Source organism: Paenibacillus sp. ClWae2A, from assembly GCF_032452295.1.
GTDB lineage: Bacteria > Bacillota > Bacilli > Paenibacillales > Paenibacillaceae > Paenibacillus.
In genome coordinates this window covers 45,375-62,630 of sequence record NZ_JAULSQ010000018.1, presented here as the reverse complement: position 1 = coordinate 62,630, position 17,256 = coordinate 45,375, and the positions used below count along the sequence as shown (strand labels likewise).

Here is a 17,256-nt window from a genome sequence, read left to right as displayed (position 1 = left end):
CTTGTATTGGATTTCATAATTCAACTATAGATGGAGTAGATGTATAAATAAAATATATATTATATATGTTAATATAACTTTAGATTATGTATTTGACGGGGAAGAGGTGTAACACATGAATCTGCATGGATTACGATTATTTCATGCCATCGTGAGATATGGCGGGGTCACTCGTGCCGCAGAGGAACTGAATATTAGTCAGCCTGCGGTATCTTCCCAGGTGAAGAAGTTTGAACGTGAATTGGGAATCCAGCTTTTTGTTTCGGAGGGGAGAAGACTGGTGCTTACGGATGCTGGGATACAGTTAACCGGTTATGCGGAACGTCTGTTCATGCTGGAGCAGGATGTCGAGAATTTTGTGCAGGATTTTCGGGAGGGCAAGAAAGGACTGATCCGTCTTACGGCAACCTACTTGCCTTCAAATTTTCTGTTGCCTGGTTGGATTGCGCGGTTTAAGCAAATGCACGAGGATGTGGAGATTGTTGTGAGCACAACCAACACTCGAATGGCTTTTGACCAATTACTTCGTTATGAGGCAGAGATTGCAGTGTATGGTGGAAGTGGAATTACACATGCAGGTGTCCAATGGGATGAATTGTTTGACGATGAGATGTGGTTTGTTGTACATCCAGACCATCCGTATGCTGGCAAAGAAATCGAGTTGCATGAGATGATGGCAGAGCCGTTCATCATGCGCGAAGAAGGCAGTGCCACGCGTGAGCGACTCGTTTCCCTATGCACAACAAATAACCTGGCCGCTCCCCGCATTGCGCTTCAGTTCAACGGGTTGAATGAAACGATCAGTGCGGTGAAGGCAGGTTATGGGGCCAACTTTATATCTTCTTTGGTTGTGAAGGAGGATGTGCAGCAAGGTAGGCTTGCACGTGTGTTCGTTCGAGGTGTGCAGCTGAGAAATACGGTTGCCGTATGTACACGAGCAGGGGAAGTGTTATCGCCTGCTGCACAGCATCTGGTCAAGCTTATCCGCCAAGAAGCTGCTTTGATGAAATAAATAGCGCGATTATACTTAAAATACGTGTTCAAAAAAAACAGTGTTCAGTACCCTAGAGTGGACTTTTGAACAGCCTCTTGAAAATGAACAGGTTGCTATTTCGGCAATTAACCTTCACTTTGTTGTGAAGTCCCCCATGCATGTAATCGGGCGTATAGCGTTACGCCGCCAATGATCAGGACAGGAATCCAGACTGCGATCATGGGCTCACGGTGGAATAACAATGCGGCTGCAATGACGCCGATCAAATAGATGACAACAGCACCTGCACGAAGGTAGGAGTCTGTGGACAAGGCTTTGGCTAATGATCGGATATTGGCATGCCACAGCTTTTTAAGGATGTTTACGGTATCCTCAACCACAGCGGCCAAATTATTGGTGAGCACGGTTGTTGAGATGCCAGCAATTCCAATGCGGCGTGCCGCAGTTGTTTGCATCCCCATTGCAACGGCTAGGATGACAATTAACAGATAGGACAGTTGTTCTGAAAATGGACTAATCATGGCGATCGCGAACAGCAGCAGCAATATGCTTTCAACAGTAAATACGGCTGTGACCTTAGAAGACCAGCCATTTTTGGTCTGCACAGGTCCAACCATATGTGCTGCAATGGCATTGCCGGCAATAAAACCGATGAGAGCAAGCAATGACCGCAGCACGACAAATTCCTGAGCACGGGCGATGGCAATACCCAACAAAACAATATTTCCCGTCATATTGGCTGTGAGCACATGCCCCAGTCCCAGATATCCGATCAGATCCACCATTCCGGCAGACATGCAGAGAAGCAACATGGCGTATTTTTGGAGGGTGCTTTGATTCATCCTATCCGTCCTTTCAAAAAAACGTAGCCCCTCCAGTATACAGCCATAACCCACGCTTCTTCAAAATGAAATTCATCGCGCAAGACTTAAGGTGCAGCGAGCCAATCAAACATATTGTTCACCGCTGACTCATGTATTTTCTCGTGAAAATGATGATCCTGCCCGCCATAGGCGTGAAATGTGACATCCGCACCTCGCCGCTTAAGCCAGTGATACATTCGGGTTCCGTGACTATAATTAACCTGTGTATCTGATGTACCATGCATGATCAGCACGGGACAAGATAGTTTGTTTGCTTTCGACAAGGGAGAACGGGCGAGATAAGCTTCCGGAACTGCGCGTGGGGAACCTCCCAGCACCCGTTTCAATGTGCGCCTCAGGTCGGTTCGTTCATGATAAGTGCGTTCCACATCCGCGACACCGCTCCAAAGAACTAACTTATGTACTTTGTCCGGTCCCTCATTGTAGGCGGTTGCCGTATGTACAGCATTAATGGCTCCACGGGAGAACCCCATTAACGATGTCCGAGTTGGGTCTACAAAAGGTAAACGCTGCATCAACCGGTAAGCGGCATGAACATCTTCGGCATCTCTTCCGCCATACTCATCACGCCCCTCACCGCCTTCGTTGCCACGATAGGATGGGGCGAACACGATATAACCTTTATGTACAAACTGCTCAAGCCAAACGGTATTTACCCCGCCATAGCTGCCAAGTCCGCCGCGACAATAGATCAGCACAGGCCACTGTTCCTGTGTGTTATCCGTATCATGCATTTTTGCAGCAGGGTAGTGGCTGGCGAGTGGTTGCAAATGTAGAGATGTATGTATGGAAGCGAATTCCGGAAAGGCAGAGGAGACAGAGCTAGGTTGAGAAGTTTCATATGTCGTGATATCAGGTAATGAACACCCTTGTGGCAGGTATAAATAAGCTTTAACTCGAAGTGTATCGGATGAATACGTCACTTGATAGAGCAGTAAAATCCACCTCTTTTATTAATATTTGCGTGCCAAATGACAGGGATGCTTCTATAGGATGCGCGTAAAATAAGTTCCCATACCTTCCAGGCTGAATCACCAGCCCAAATGTAAGAAATTCGTTTATTGGCTCCATATGATTTATAATGGTTCAGGAGACATGTGGATTGACCGCTTGTTCTCATATTCATAAAACTAATTTTAGTGTGCAGAAAGAAAGGGAGAAAGCCATGATGAACGCTCCACATCCAATCGATCAATTCAAGAAATTCAAATATGAAATTACCAGATTTATGATGATCTATAAATTTGCTCTGGATCAAATGGAGACCAAGATTGAAGTCCTGAAGGAAGAATTCCAGTCTCTGCATGATTACAGTCCAATTGAGCATACAAAGTCCAGACTGAAATCTCCTGAGAGCATTATGAACAAGATGTTCCGCAAAAATCATGAGTTAACATTTGAGAGCATCAAGCAAAATATCAAGGATATCGCCGGGGTACGGATTACATGTTCCTTTATCTCGGATATCTATCGTATTAAAGATATGCTGTGCAACCAGAGTGATCTGCGTGTACTGGAGGTCAAAGATTACATCGAGAATCCGAAGCCAAACGGCTACCAAAGCCTTCACCTTCTGGTGGAAGTGCCTGTGTACATGTCCAATGGCGAGGAACGAGCATGTGTGGAGATCCAGATCCGTACAATCGCGATGGATTTCTGGGCGAGTCTGGAGCATAAGATTTTTTATAAATACAATAAGGATGTTCCCGAGCATTTGACGAGAGAGTTAAAGAGTGCGGCAGATTCGGCAAATGCGCTTGATCAACAGATGGAGCGACTTCACCGGGAAATTCAGGAGATTAAGGACGCCGATAACGAGCGGGATGAAGAAGAATTGCGCCGTATTATTATTAACAATCAACAGTTCACACTGCCATCCAACCTGCTCAAGCTGCTGGGTAGCGGGGAGTAGTACTTGATGAAAAGTACTACATCTTCATTGAACACGAACTCCACATCTCGCGTACGGATGGCTTTAATTCTGGGGACATTGTCGGCCTTCGGGCCGTTGTCCCTGGATATGTATTTACCCGCATTGCCCACGCTGGCTGATGAGTTTGGTTCATCGACCTCGTATGCTCAACTGAGTCTGACGGCATGTATGATTGGACTTGCGGTTGGACAACTGCTTGCCGGACCTCTAAGTGATGTACGTGGTCGGCGAACACCGCTCATTGCAGGGCTTGTGCTCTATACCATCGCTTCCATACTCTGCCTGGTCAGCCCGACGATGGGCTCTTTTGTTGTGCTACGGTTCATTCAGGGTGTAGCCGGAGCGGCAGGGATTGTCATCTCGCGCGCAATCGTCAGAGATGTATATTCGGGCCCGGAACTGACACGGTTCTTCTCTCTGTTAATGCTGATTAACGGCGTAGCCCCGATTGCTGCACCAATCATTGGTGGACAATTGTTGACGTATACATCTTGGCGCGGCGTATTTATTTTGCTCAGCCTTATCGGAATACTGACGCTGTTGGCTGTCATTTTTGGCCTAGGAGAGACACTGCCGTCCAACCGGAGATCAAGCGGGGGATTGAAGCAGACCTTGATTACGTTTCGCCAAATCGCAGGGGATCGTCAGTTTATGGGTTATGCGTTAACCCAGGGTTTTGTAGCTGCTGGCATGTTTGCCTACATATCCGGTTCACCGTTTGTACTTCAGAAAATATACGGGGTATCGCCCCAAATGTTCAGTGTTTGCTTTGCCATAAACGGATTAGGCATTATTCTGGCCAGTCAGATTGCCGGCAGACTTGCAGGAAAGGTATCAGAGACTCACCTGTTAATCGCGGGGCTGCTAACCGCGGCGCTCGGAGGAACTTCACTGCTCATCGCCATTCTGGCTGGAGGTAATCTAATCTCTGTACTGATTCCGTTATTTCTGGTGGTATCCAGTGTTGGGCTGGTCAATACCGCGTCCTTTGCCTTGGCCATGGCCAATCAGGAGAAATCGGCAGGCAGTGCGTCTGCGCTTATTGGTGTGATGACGTTCCTGTTCGGTGGTATTGTCGCTCCCCTCGTAGGTCTCGGGGGAGAAGGAACAGCTGTGCCAATGGGAATTGTTATTGCGTGTGCGGATCTCGGTGCCTTGGTGATTTACTTCCTAATGGTCAGTAAAGGCAGGAAGCGCCAGAACGATCAGGTGTTGAGTTAAATGTACTGATTCTGCACACCTTGCGTTTATGGAGTCTTAATAGTGTAAAGGCACATCTGGTTAAAAGAACGAACAAGAGCCTCACTTGGAAGGAATCATGCTTCCAAGCGGGGCTCTTGCTGTAGGTAAGGACAGGTTTAGCAGAGCGCAAACAAAATCTGTGTATTGGACAGTATACCTGGCGTGAGGAATGGATAGAAGTACCCCACCACAAAACCAAACAGATTAATCGCAGGCCACATCAGGTAGACATCATTGTATGTGAAGACAAGGGACCATCGGTTGTAGCAAAAGTTGGGCAGTGCACGTTCTTCGTTCTCTCGTGGTGCCGCTGCACCAGTCTGTGCAAATTGCACCGCTTGAGTGAGACTTTGCGGCTGCTGCTGGAGGAAGAGCGGGAGCAGACCCGGGCTGCTTTTGATCAGGTTATACAGAAAAAGCATTTCTGCAGGAGGCTGACCTACCGGACGAGGATAGGCACTAAGCAGGGTGGGCAGATTGCCTTGAGCCAGTTGCGCAGGTACGCCCGGTGCTGTACCCGGGATTGTACCTGGAATGCCTCCGGGGATATATGGACCTGGTCCTCCGCCCGGAATGTATGGAGGATAGGAGCCTTGACCGCCAGGTATACCAGGAAACGTCGGACCACCTGGTGTGCCGCCACCGCCACCTCCTGGGAACAATGGAGGCAATTGAAATGAACGGTCTTCTCCATAACTTAGATAAGGGTTATATTCGTAATACATGTACAGAACATCCTTCCTGTCGTCGTATTCTGCATTCAGCATATGGCGGCATCCGCCTATATGTGAGTACCGCCAAGAAGATTTTATATGATCTATGTAGTTGACTAATCATTTACACAAAACGGAGAGGATAGAAAAAACCTGAAAAAGCGAAGCGCTCGCCTTTATCTCCGGATTTTTTCCCTTAGAGAAAGGGGAATCTATAAAATCTGGGGATAACAGCGATTGGGAGGTTGTTCTATCATCGTAGTGTCAGTGTAAACAATCTTTAGTTCAACTTATAGCGCAGAGCATAATCGAATTGACAAGTAGACTGATAACAATTATCATTGTCAATGGAATCGGACAAATGTACATACGGATATTATATGTATCAATAATAGTTTCAATATTTTTGAACATTAAAATCTGTCACAATAATGCCGAATAAGGTTTTCATATTGAAAGGGGATAATAAATTGTTTAAGAGAAATAGAATGATTACACTATTGATTACGGTGATGGTCATGTCCATCTGGTTAGCAGCATGTGGAGCGAAGCCGGCAGAGAACGACACAACAACCGAGATAGAGACGCAAACAGAAGCCGCTACAGAGCGCACTTTAACAGATGCTATGGGACACAAAGTAACCATCCCGGCTAATCCGGAGCGTGTCATCGCGTCTTATCTGGAAGACAATTTGGTAACACTAGGTGTTAAGCCAGTTGCCCAGTGGTCGGTAGCCAACGGAATCCAGGAATATCTGCAAAAAGATCTGAATGGTATCCCAACGATTGCTTTTGATCTGCCTTTTGAAGCGGTAACAAGCTTTAACCCGGATCTGATTATTATTGGTTCTGAAAGTGTGGTTGAAGGAGAAAAATACGAACAGTATAGTAAAATTGCACCTACTTATGTACTTGGCGATGAGATCAATAGCGACTGGCGTAAAACGTTGCTGAAAATCGGTGAGATTTTAAATAAGAGTGATGAAGCGCAAAAAGCGCTGGATGATTACGAAGTTAAAGCTACAGAAATCAAGGAAAAGATCAATAACGTTACAGGTGGAACAAAATCAGCAGCGGCCATATGGTTGGTTAGCGGCAAGTTCTTTATTGTAAGTGACAACGTGTCAAGTGGAGAAGTAATGTACAAAGAGCTTGGACTTCAAGAGCCTGAAGTTGTAAAAGAAATCTCTGCCAATGCAACAGGTAACTGGTCATCCATCTCTATGGAGAAGCTGGCAGAAATGGATGTAGACTACTTGTTCTTTGTGAATAGTGATGAAGGTACTGGGGCGGAAGCACTGAAAGATCCAGTGTGGCAAAGTATCCCGGCTGTAAAAAATGGAAATTTGTTTGAATTCACCCGGTCCAGCAGCTGGTTGTACAGTGGAGTTCAAGCCAACCTTCAAATTATGGAAGACATTCAGAACAGCATTGTTAAATAAGAAATAGTCGATATGAAAAAGCATGTTCCTACTTCCTGGTGCAATAGGCACCAGGGAGTTTTTTTTTGTTAATTCAGCATTTTACGTTATATAATAAATATGAGTGTGTTATCGTGTTTTGAAGTGAAATGGACACTTATTACACGAGCAGGGAAGGGGATATTACATATGTATACATTGGATCCACGCGAAATAACGGGAAGAGACAACTATAAACTGATGAGTGGTTCGGTGGTACCACGTCCTATTGCTTTTGTGACGACACGTTCAGATGAGAATGATGTGATCAATGCAGCGCCTTTCAGTTTCTTCAATGTGGTTAGTTCGGACCCACCGCTGTTATCCATATCCGTTGCTCGTAAAGACGGCATGATGAAAGATACTGCACGTAATGTACTTGCTCATAAAGAGCTGGTCGTGCATATATGTGATGAAGCAATCATAGCAGAAGTAAATGAGACAGCAGCTATCCTTGAACCCCATGAAAGTGAGCTTGAGCGGACGAAACTGACTACAGTGCCAAGTACAAAGGTCGCCGTGCCAGGAATAAAGGAAGCACTTATTCGGATGGAGTGTGAGCTGTATCAGCACATTCCCATTACCAACGATGATGGCAAACCGATGAGTGATCTGTTACTGGTACGCATAGTGCAGTATCATTTCAGCGAAGAAGTCTATAATCCGGACAAGGGGTATATCCTGATGGATCATTTGAAACCAGTCAGCCGACTTGCGGGTAATGATTATGCCAAGCTCGGAGAGAGATTCACCATAATTCGGCCTGAATAGTTATGAAAGATCCTATATGTAATTTGTGAAAGGGTTTAACCCTGTAGATAAAGGCGGACAACACATGCGAAACTCGCATAGGTTGTCCGCCTTTCGTTGTGATATGAACATAAACGGGACAGGGAGTGAATAGACTTGTACTATATCCTGCACATTTCTATATGAACCTATTTGATATACAGGTTGATTAAAAAGCACACTTTTGATTACGAAGGACAAGACTAAATAGGGAGGTTAAGCCGATGAATCAGCTTGAGGAAACTACAGGGGCAAGTATTATGGGAATAGGAACGGCGTGGCCTGCCCACCGTATTGAGCAAAAGGATGTGTCTGCCCGTCTCGCACAGGCGCTGGAACATGAGCCGGATGCGAGAAGATGGGCCAAACGAATCTTTAATCAGTGCGGTGTGGAGACTCGATATACGTGTGAACCGAATCTGCTTAAGCCTGTTGATTCTTGCCGATATTTACCCTTTACCAGTGCGGAGGAGGTTCCGACTACATCCGAGCGTATGGGCAAATACAAAGCTGCTGCTGTTCCCCTTGGTCTGGAGGCGGCCGGACAGGCCCTTCAGGATGCAGACGTATCCTCCTCGGAACTTACACATCTCATTACAGTGAGTTGCACGGGGCAATTCCTGCCCGGACTTGATGTTCGGCTGATCCAGCAGCTTGAACTGTCACCGCAGATCAACCGGATTCCACTGGTGTTTCAAGGATGTGCGGCCGGTCTGAAGGCGATCCAACTGGCGAATTCCATTGTAACGACAGATCAGAAGGCTACGGTTCTCATCGTGTGTGTGGAGCTATGCACACTTCACTTTCAGCCATCTGCCAAACGGGACGACCTGTATGCTGCATCGTTCTTCGGAGACGGTGCCTCTGCCTGTGTTATTGGTGCGTCCGGAACAGATCGCAATGAATGTTTTCGACTGGGTCGTGGGCACTCAACGCTGCTCCCGGATTGTGCAGAAGAAATGATCTGGGAAGTGGGCAATACAGGCTTTGATCTCTACCTGTCACCACAGATTCCGAAGCTGCTTGGTTTGCATCTCGGCCCAGAGGTAGAACGGTTGCTGGAGGGGAGTGGTTTACCGGAAATATGGGCGATCCATCCGGGAGGTAGAGGCATCGTGGATGCCGTGCAGAAGCTGTATCAGTTGACAGATGAGCAGGTCTCCTACAGCCGAAACATCCTGCGGGATTATGGCAACCTGTCGTCCGTGACGATTCTTTTTGTTCTTCAAGCCATCCGCGAGGATTACAGACAGAAGGAAGAGCATTCCAGTGGGATAGCGCTGGCCTTTGGCCCGGGACTAACAGCAGAGTTACTTCCTTTTACATACATCCCTGCCCCCATAGCGAACAGAACACCTGTGAATCATGGCATCCAATAGTTCGCGATCCCGAGTGAAGGAAACATACACAGCAAGTGTATGAATGTGCTTACGATCTTACCGATGAACATAATCGAATGACTAATCTGATCGCAGAGGAGCTTAGGTATGGGTTATCGCAGACTTGCTGCCTTCATCAGCCGATATCCGCGGTTCATTATTCTCTGCTGGGTATTTATCATCGGGATGTCAGCGGTCTGGGCGTGGAAGTTACCTGACATTGTTCAGGATCACGGATTGAAACGGGTTCACGGGGATGCGCAAGCGGTTGAACTTGTTCTGGAGGACGAATTTGGTTCTCCTGCTGATCCGGTTATTCTGGTTTTTGAAAAAAAGGCAAATGCCTCGCCGTTAGAGTTCCGGCAGTGGATCAAGGATCGCCTGACACAGGTTCAAGTGCTGCCCGCGGTAACCTCTATCACGTCCCCTCTGGATGCTAGCGAAAGGGTGACGCTGCAAGACCTTAGGGCATATGCCCTTGTGAAATTGGATGTGCCCGCGCATCAGATGGGGCCTCCGCTGGAGCAGTTGCGCGCTGTGCTGGCAACAGATGGTCCAGGTGCGGTCCAATTGACGGGAAAGGCGGTCGTGCAGCAGGATGTGAATCATCTGAGCTTTCGTGATCTGGAACGGGCAGAGATGGTGGGACTGCCGATTGCCCTGATCGTTTTGTGTTTTGCATTCAGGGGGCTATATGCCGCATGGATTGCTGTCATGATGGGGATCAGTGCTGTGATTACCGCTATGGGAGCCACGACTCTCCTTGGTTATCATCTGGAATTGTCCAACTTTATCATTAATGTGATTCCCATGGTGGGCATGGCACTCAGTATAGATTTTGCCCTGATCATCCTGAGCAGGTACAGGGAAGAAGTTCAGCGAGCCTATGAAGATGAAGGCGAAGCTAACGTTACGGGCTGCAGTCTGGATATGCAGAGAGAGATTCTTCAGCGAACATTACGTACAGCAGGCAGAGCGGTGTTGTTCTCGGCATCTTGCGTGCTCCTTGGGCTGCTGGGTCTGCTCTGGATCAGACTGCCGATGTTTCTGAGTGTCTCCTTGGGGGCCATTATCGTTCTGCTCGTATCGCTACTTTTAAATGTAACACTGCTGCCAGCCCTGCTGTCACTTTCTGCAGATCGGGTCTTCAGGAGAAAGTTAGTCCATTTGTTACCCAGACGTTCGGTCTGGCATAGATGGTCAGCGATGGTCATGAAACGACCACTTAGCATGGCAATCGGAGGTACGCTTGTGCTGCTCCTGTGTGTATATCCAGTGACCCGGCTGGAACTGTCCGTCCCGGACGCCTCTTCACTGCCAGAGAGAATGGAGTCCCGCCAGGCAGCAGAGCAGTTGCAACATGATTTTGGGCAAAAGAATACCTCCACCATCGAGATGGTGATTGGCGGACAGCAGGAACGGTTGACTGCCTCTCACTGGCAGATCGCCCACAACAAAACACGTCAACTACTGCAGGACTCGGACGTATTGAGCATTGTTTCACCATGGGGCATATTACAGCCGGCTCAAAATGGCTCACAAAACCTTTTTCGAATTCCACCGTCGTCGCTCAATTCTTCCATAGAAGGCAAGGAGTCAACAAGGACGGCATGGCTGCGTTCAACGGTCTCTGCTCATTCGATTCGATTGGTAGCCACCGTACACGGGGAGCCTGGGTCGGAGCAGGTCGCAGACTGGCTGGAACGAATGAGCTATAGCGATCATGCACTAGGTTCCAACAACGTAAAACTACGTTATGGTGGGGAAGCTGCCAAGCAGTATGAAATAATGCAGGAAGTCACAAGTCAACTGCCCAAAGTGCTGGTATTTGTAGTGGTCACCAATTATCTTGTGTTACTGGCGGCATTCCGATCGATGCTCATTCCAATCAAGGCCATTGTGATGAATCTGCTCAGCTTAGCCGCTTCATTTGGCATAATGGTGTGGGTGTTTAATGAAGGACATCTGGGGATGGAGTCATCAGCCATTGCCATTATGATTCCTGTATTCATTGCAGGATTGGTGTTTGGCATATCCATGGATTATGGCGTGTTTATGCTGAGCCGTATTCAGGAAGTGTATAGACGAACCGGAGACAGTGATGTGGCTGTCCAACAGGGATTGGCTTCTACAGGCCGTCTGGTTACCTCCGCAGCGGCAATTCTGCTTGCGGTGACCGTGCCGTTTGCTTTTGCTGAAGTTGCAGGTGTGAGGCAGTTAGGGATCGGAATCACGGCAGCGGTGTTGATTGACGTTACATTAATCCGTCTAATACTGGTACCTGCATTGATGAAATTAATGGGCAGGTGGAACTGGTGGCTGCCAGGTCAGATGAAATGAAGGGTATTTCCGTAACCTGTCTTCAGGTTGGAGATATCCTTTTTTTGGCTAGAAATCGTGTGATTCTATTCAAAACAGGCAAACATGTTCAATTCATGGGTGACATCGATGTTCTATAATGGATGGGATTAATTCCGTATGACAGTCTTTTATCTACGTTATCCTACGAAAAACAGGAGGGACACAGGCCCATGTCGGATATTGAAGCCTATCTACAACAACAAACGAATCTTCGTGGTCGTTCCGCGTATCAGGCAGATCAACCTCTGGAGTTATGGCGCAGTCAGTTACGTACCCGCTTGAAAGAACGGCTGGGCGGTTTTCCAACAATGGTAGCAGCACTGAATCCTGTCTTACTGGAGCGCATTACATGTGACGGGTATATCCGGGAGCGGATCGAAATCACAACCTATGCAGGACTTCGCATGCCTGTCTATTTATTAATTCCAGGTGATGGAAGCGTTATTGGTACAAAGAGACCTGCTATCGTTGCTTGTCATGGGCATGGCTACGGTAGCCGAGAGATATCCGGCATGGAACCGGATGGGTCGCCACGGACAGGAGAGCCCGGATTACACAAGGACTTTGCAGTAGCTCTTGTGAAGCGTGGTTATGTGGTTGCGGCTCCAGAGCTGCTCGGATTTGGTGATCGAAGACTGGAAGAGGACCGTGATGCGCCACCAGGTGTAAGTTCCTGTACGAAGATTGCTGCGCATCTGCTCATGGTGGGGAATACCCTTGCCGGTCATAGGGTGTATGAAACAACACGTGTATTGGATTATGTATCGACCCGGCCAGAAGTGGATTCGGAGCGAATTGGAAGCATGGGTATCTCGGGTGGCGGTCTGGTGACCGCATTTACAGCTGCGTTGGATGAACGGTTCCGGGCAACTGTAGTAAGTGGTTATGCAAGTACTTTCCAGGGCAGCATACTGGATCGGAACCATTGTCTGGACAACTATGTGCCAGGTATCCTGCGTGAAGCGGAGTTGCCGGATCTGATCGGCCTGATTGTACCTAGACCACTCTTTATTGAAGCCGGAAGTGATGACCAGGTGTTCCCGATCCAGACAGCAAGAGAGGCGTATGCGCGTTTGACACACATATATGAGCAGGCAGGAGCATCAGAATCACTGGACGCGGATTTCTTTACAGGTGGACATGAGATTAGCGGAGCAAAGGCCTATGACTGGCTTGATCGAGTTCTGTGAAGTTGTGGATCATGCACCAATTTAATTCTAACTCGAGAGGAGAATTCAGTGATGAAATGGTCAACATCGGTAAAGTTTCTGCTCTGTCTTGTTCTGTTTGCAAGTACGATGGGCCTCGGTCTGGGAAGCAGTGGAGGGCAAGTCGCCGAAGCGGCATCGGACAATTACAGATTTGATTTTGGTTCGGGAGCTGTTGAGAGCGGTTACACAGGTGTGTCCGCAGGAGATGCCTATACTGCGACCAAAGGATATGGGTTCAATACACCTGCCAATATGCGAAATGTGTCTGCCTCCGGAAGCGGAGTGATGAGTGATGCTGTCCAGTTCCTGACTTACGGCACTAAGAGCACCAATACCTTCAATGTGAATCTGTCCAATGGACTATATGAAGTTAAAGTGGTCCTGGGCAATACAGCCAGAGCGAGTGTAGCGGCAGAAGGTGTATACCAGATCATCAATATGACGGGTAACGGGGCGACGGATCAATTTCAAATTCCAATAACTGACGGGCAACTCAATCTGCTCATTACGGAAGGAAAGGCAGGTACTGCATTTACACTCAGTGCACTCGAGATCCGGAAGTTATCCAATCAGACGGTTACCAACCGTACGATCTACATTGGTGGCGATTCAACAGTATGCAATTACTATCCGCTGGGCAGCAGTGTACAGGGAGGTTGGGGACAGCTGTTTCCGTCTTATGTGAACAACGCTACCTTCCAAGTTCGCAATATGGCATCAAGTGGCCAGTTTGCAAGAGGATTCCGCGATGATGGTCAGATGGAGGCCATTCTCAAGTATATCAAGCCGGGAGATTATTTTATTTTGCAATTCGGAATTAACGATACCAATGCCAAGAACAATACAACGGAGGCCCAGTTCAAAGAGATTATGCGGGATATGGTACGCCAGGCGAAAAACAAAGGAGCAACGGTCATCCTCTCCACGCCTCAGGGCCGGGCAACAGACTTTAATTCAGCCAATGTACATCAAGCAGAGAACCGCTGGTACAATCCATCAACTCGTGCACTAGCCCAGGAAGAGGGGGTCACGCTGGTTGAACTGAATAAGTTGAGCTCGGCTTATTTCACATCCATTGGTCCAGCTGCAACACTCGCTCTGTATATGACAGGGGATAGTCTGCATCCGAATCGTCAAGGTGCTGCAGAGTTAGCTCGCATTGTGGCTGCGGATTTGAGAAGACAGGGACTGAATGGATTCTGACGATGCATTTTAATCTGCCCGCATGATCCAGATTTGATATGATCCGTGTATGAAAAATAAAAAATACCCCCGGGAACATGCCGCGAAACGGCTGGCTGATCCTCGGGGGAATTCGTTATGCTTGGGCTTGGGATTACTCCATCATGTCCTTGGCTTCATGGTTCACCTTTTTACCTTTTAACAAGGGTTCAAGTTCATCTTGCACGCTCTGCTCCCACAGCGGTACATCTGTGCGATAGGCGGCCCGTCCGTTCAGATGTCCGGCGACAGGAGCCGTGATGAATACAAACAGGATACCTAACAACAAGCGGGCACTGATATAGTTATCGAAGTACCAGAAGTAGAAAAACGTAGCGCTTAGTACACAGAACACTCCAAGCGTCATACTTTTGGTTGCGGCATGGGCTCGAAGATATACATCAGGCAGACGAATAAGTCCAAATGCGCTGAGTGCACTGAGTAGTGCACCGAGCAGTACGAGTAGACCTATAGCTGTTTCAGCGGTTACTTTAACGATCTCCATCATTTTTGAATACCGCCCCCCGTTCAATATAACGTGCAAATGCCACTGTACTTAGAAAAGCCAAAATGCCAATCAGCAAGATAATATCCAGATAGGCCTGGGTTTGCAGCATCATCGACAGAACGGCAACGATGGCAATCACATTGATACCGATCGTATCCAGTGCCGTGATCCGGTCAGCCATGGATGGTCCCCGCAGCACCCTGTACAAGCAACCCAGAATGGCTAAGGAGAGAATGAGCAATGAGATGAACAACAGTGAGGATAACATTAACGCGTCACCTCCATAATTGCTTTTTCGAATGTATTTTGGATATCATCTCTCATTTTCTGTTCATCCTTGATATCCAGTGCGTGAATAAACAGTTTGCGTTGATTACCCGAGATCTCAAGCGGCAGAGAACCTGGTGTCAATGAGATGAGTAAGCAGAGCAGAGTAACTTCCCAATCCGAGGACAATTGAGTTTTATACGTAAAAATACCGGGCCTTATATCTAACTTTGGCTTGATAATCTGGCGTATAACCTCAATGCTGGCTCGCACCAGTTCCTTGAAAAGCAGTGTAATCAGTTTGAAGATAGCCCAGACTCGCACAATATAGAAGCGCTGGGGGAAGAATCTGCGCATCCCCCCGATGAGAAGCAGTCCAAGCAGGTAACCTATGAGAAAACCAACACCATTCCAGGCGTTGTTCAGAAACATCCATACAAAAGCAATGATAAGATTCAGTACAATCTGAAAGGCCATAGACATCTACTCCTTCAATACGGCATCAATATAAATATTGGGATGCAGTAGAATATCGCCTGCGCGGGAGGTCAATTGGAACATGCCTTCAGCCCCCACACCCATTACGATGATGAATACAAACAGAATTCCGGCAGGAATCAGCAGGCCGTTCACCGCGTAAGGGCGTCTTGTAACCCCGGCAGGCGGTTCGCCCCAGAACGCTTGTATGAAGATGCGTAGTACCGAATATAACATCAACAAGCTCGAAAGCACCGCAATGCCGGTCAGACCATACAAGCCTGCCTGCAAGCCTCCTTCAAATAGAAGCAGCTTCCCAGGAAATCCACTAAATGGCGGCAAGCCTGCCAAGGCAAGTGCGCTAATGAAGAACATCCAGCCGAGCAGCGGATAGCGATGGATCAGCCCGCCCATGTTGTCGAGTTTGGATGTTCCCGCAACAGCGATCAAGGCACCGCCGAGCAGGAAGAGCAATGTTTTGATCAACATATCATGCAGCATATAGAAGAGCAGACCTTCCAGTGCAGGGCGACTGGCCGAGGCCATACCAAAAGCGACAAAACCTACACCTGCGACCACGTTGTAGATGAGAATTTTGTTCACATCGCGGTATGAGATCGCACCGATGACACCAAGGACCATCGTTGCACCAGCCATCCATCCGATCAGTGTATGGAAAAAATCAGGATCATGATAGAAGATCAGTGTGAATGTTCGCACAATCGCGTACAAGCCAACCTTGGTAAGCAATCCTGCAAACAATGCAGTGACGACAGCAGGTGGTGCTGCATAAGAGCCTGACAGCCAGAAGAACAGGAACAGCCCGGCCTTTATGCTAAATACGATCAGGAAGAGAACGGCAATTAAGGTAATGACCCCGCTCTGTCCCACTTCAGCAATTTTTACGGACAAATCTGCCATGTTCAGTGTGCCAGTAATGGAGTACAGGAAGCCGATGGAAGCGACAAATAGTGCTGAAGAAACGATGTTAATCAAGACATATTTGATCGTTTCACGAAGCTGTCTTTCCGTACCACCCAGCACAATCAGTGCATAGGAAGAGATGAGCATCAGTTCAAAGCTGACAAACAAATTGAACAAATCTCCTGTTAAGAATGAACCGTTAACTCCTGCGATCAGAAAATGAAAGAACGGATAGAAGTGATGTTCTTCTCTCTCCTTGTTTACACTGCGGAATGCATACAGCAGACAAGCCAGCGCAATGATGGAAGCAGCAACAACAAGCAACGCTGACACCATGTCAGCAACAAGCACAATACCATAGGGAGGTGCCCAACCGCCCATATTAAGCGTTAGAACTCCAGTTTGAGTCACACGAGTAATGAGTATCGTTGAGACCGCTGCTGTAAACAAAAGTCCGATGACACTAATGATCCGCTGGATATTTGTTTTCCGGAAAAAGAGCAGAGCCAGAACACCTGTAATCAAAGGCAACAGAATCGGCAGAACGACAAGATTATTCATATGGGCGCCCCCTTACTTCTTCCATATCGTCTGTTTTCAGCTTCAGATAAGAACGATAAGAGAGAACAAAGAAGAACGCAGTGAGACCGAAATTAATAACAATCGAAGTTAGTATCAAAGCCTGAGGAAGAGGATCGACATAACGTTCAGCCATCTCCCCAAGCAGTGGTGGTGCCCCGGTTTTAAGACGTGACATGGTGATCAAGAGCAGATGCACGCCATGGGTTAGTATGGACATGCCAAGTACGATGCGGAGCAGGCTCCGCGACAAGATTAAAAAGACGGCAACCGCAAACAGAATGCCAACGGCTACACACATCAATATTTCCATA

Annotated in this window: 17 protein-coding genes; 9 read left to right on the top strand and 8 right to left on the bottom strand. The window is 47.7% G+C overall.

Annotated features, from left to right (window positions below; all coding sequences use genetic code 11):
* Nucleotides 1-115: 115 nt before the first annotated feature.
* Nucleotides 116-1,012, top strand: coding sequence for a LysR family transcriptional regulator (locus QVE09_RS29180; RefSeq protein ID WP_315939655.1), 897 nt, complete (start codon nucleotides 116-118; stop codon nucleotides 1,010-1,012).
* A gap of 107 nt (nucleotides 1,013-1,119) precedes the next feature.
* On the opposite strand, the gene QVE09_RS29175 is transcribed toward QVE09_RS29180, so the two are convergent.
* Together QVE09_RS29175 and QVE09_RS29170 are read right to left on the bottom strand one after the other, a co-directional pair.
* The gene (locus QVE09_RS29175) at nucleotides 1,120-1,836 is read right to left on the bottom strand and encodes a YoaK family protein (RefSeq protein ID WP_315939654.1); all 717 of its coding nucleotides are present in this window, start codon (nucleotides 1,834-1,836) and stop codon (nucleotides 1,120-1,122) included.
* 86 nt (nucleotides 1,837-1,922) lie between these two features.
* On the bottom strand, nucleotides 1,923-2,612 hold the full coding sequence (locus QVE09_RS29170; protein WP_315939673.1) for an alpha/beta hydrolase family protein: 690 nt from the start codon (nucleotides 2,610-2,612) through the stop codon (nucleotides 1,923-1,925).
* Between the two features lie 434 nt (nucleotides 2,613-3,046).
* Here QVE09_RS29170 and QVE09_RS29165 point away from each other — a divergent pair, with 434 nt between their 5' ends.
* Nucleotides 3,047-3,790 carry a GTP pyrophosphokinase gene (locus QVE09_RS29165; RefSeq protein WP_036608962.1) on the top strand — a complete coding sequence of 248 codons (744 nt, stop codon included), beginning with the start codon at nucleotides 3,047-3,049 and terminating at the stop codon, nucleotides 3,788-3,790.
* A 6-nt stretch (nucleotides 3,791-3,796) separates the two neighbouring features.
* A complete protein-coding gene (locus QVE09_RS29160) occupies nucleotides 3,797-5,032 on the top strand; it encodes a multidrug effflux MFS transporter (protein ID WP_315939653.1) in 1,236 nt (411 codons plus the stop codon).
* Between the two features lie 137 nt (nucleotides 5,033-5,169).
* Here QVE09_RS29160 and QVE09_RS29155 read toward each other — a convergent pair whose 3' ends face one another.
* Nucleotides 5,170-5,820, bottom strand: a complete 651-nt coding sequence (locus tag QVE09_RS29155; RefSeq protein ID WP_315939652.1) for a hypothetical protein — start codon at nucleotides 5,818-5,820, stop codon at nucleotides 5,170-5,172.
* Nucleotides 5,821-6,254: 434 nt separating this feature from the next.
* Here QVE09_RS29155 and QVE09_RS29150 point away from each other — a divergent pair, with 434 nt between their 5' ends.
* The 6 genes from QVE09_RS29150 to QVE09_RS29125 all read left to right on the top strand — a co-directional run bounded on the left by QVE09_RS29150 (nucleotide 6,255) and on the right by QVE09_RS29125 (nucleotide 14,169).
* Nucleotides 6,255-7,208, top strand: coding sequence for an iron-hydroxamate ABC transporter substrate-binding protein (locus QVE09_RS29150; RefSeq protein ID WP_315939651.1), 954 nt, complete (start codon nucleotides 6,255-6,257; stop codon nucleotides 7,206-7,208).
* 168 nt (nucleotides 7,209-7,376) lie between these two features.
* Nucleotides 7,377-7,997, top strand: a complete 621-nt coding sequence (locus QVE09_RS29145; protein ID WP_315939650.1) for a flavin reductase family protein — start codon at nucleotides 7,377-7,379, stop codon at nucleotides 7,995-7,997.
* 242 nt (nucleotides 7,998-8,239) lie between these two features.
* Entirely contained in the window at nucleotides 8,240-9,394 is a 1,155-nt protein-coding gene (locus QVE09_RS29140; RefSeq protein WP_315939649.1) for a type III polyketide synthase, read from the top strand.
* Nucleotides 9,395-9,502: 108 nt separating this feature from the next.
* Nucleotides 9,503-11,734, top strand: coding sequence for an MMPL family transporter (locus QVE09_RS29135; protein ID WP_315939648.1), 2,232 nt, complete (start codon nucleotides 9,503-9,505; stop codon nucleotides 11,732-11,734).
* A 191-nt stretch (nucleotides 11,735-11,925) separates the two neighbouring features.
* The gene (locus QVE09_RS29130) at nucleotides 11,926-12,945 is read left to right on the top strand and encodes a dienelactone hydrolase family protein (RefSeq protein WP_315939647.1); all 1,020 of its coding nucleotides are present in this window, start codon (nucleotides 11,926-11,928) and stop codon (nucleotides 12,943-12,945) included.
* Nucleotides 12,946-13,053: 108 nt separating this feature from the next.
* Nucleotides 13,054-14,169 (top strand): rhamnogalacturonan acetylesterase, encoded by a 1,116-nt coding sequence (locus tag QVE09_RS29125; protein ID WP_315939672.1) that lies wholly within the window; start codon nucleotides 13,054-13,056, stop codon nucleotides 14,167-14,169.
* Nucleotides 14,170-14,302: 133 nt separating this feature from the next.
* Here QVE09_RS29125 and mnhG read toward each other — a convergent pair whose 3' ends face one another.
* The 5 genes from mnhG to QVE09_RS29100 are packed head-to-tail and all read right to left on the bottom strand — an operon-like array spanning nucleotide 14,303 to nucleotide 17,255.
* Entirely contained in the window at nucleotides 14,303-14,695 is a 393-nt protein-coding gene (mnhG, locus tag QVE09_RS29120) for a monovalent cation/H(+) antiporter subunit G (protein ID WP_076249568.1), read from the bottom strand.
* Nucleotides 14,679-14,963, bottom strand: coding sequence for a Na(+)/H(+) antiporter subunit F1 (locus tag QVE09_RS29115; protein ID WP_017688855.1), 285 nt, complete (start codon nucleotides 14,961-14,963; stop codon nucleotides 14,679-14,681). Before QVE09_RS29115 ends, mnhG begins: the two co-directional genes overlap by 17 nt.
* Nucleotides 14,963-15,439: a Na+/H+ antiporter subunit E gene (locus QVE09_RS29110; protein ID WP_036608718.1), complete on the bottom strand. Its 477-nt coding sequence runs from the start codon at nucleotides 15,437-15,439 to the stop codon at nucleotides 14,963-14,965. Before QVE09_RS29110 ends, QVE09_RS29115 begins: the two co-directional genes overlap by 1 nt.
* Before the next feature lie 6 nt (nucleotides 15,440-15,445).
* Complete coding sequence (locus tag QVE09_RS29105) at nucleotides 15,446-16,924, bottom strand: Na+/H+ antiporter subunit D (RefSeq protein ID WP_315939646.1); 1,479 nt, start codon at nucleotides 16,922-16,924, stop codon at nucleotides 15,446-15,448.
* Complete coding sequence (locus QVE09_RS29100) at nucleotides 16,917-17,255, bottom strand: Na(+)/H(+) antiporter subunit C (RefSeq protein WP_036670645.1); 339 nt, start codon at nucleotides 17,253-17,255, stop codon at nucleotides 16,917-16,919. The genes QVE09_RS29105 and QVE09_RS29100 overlap by 8 nt, the downstream gene beginning before the upstream one ends.
* Nucleotide 17,256 lies beyond the last annotated feature (1 nt).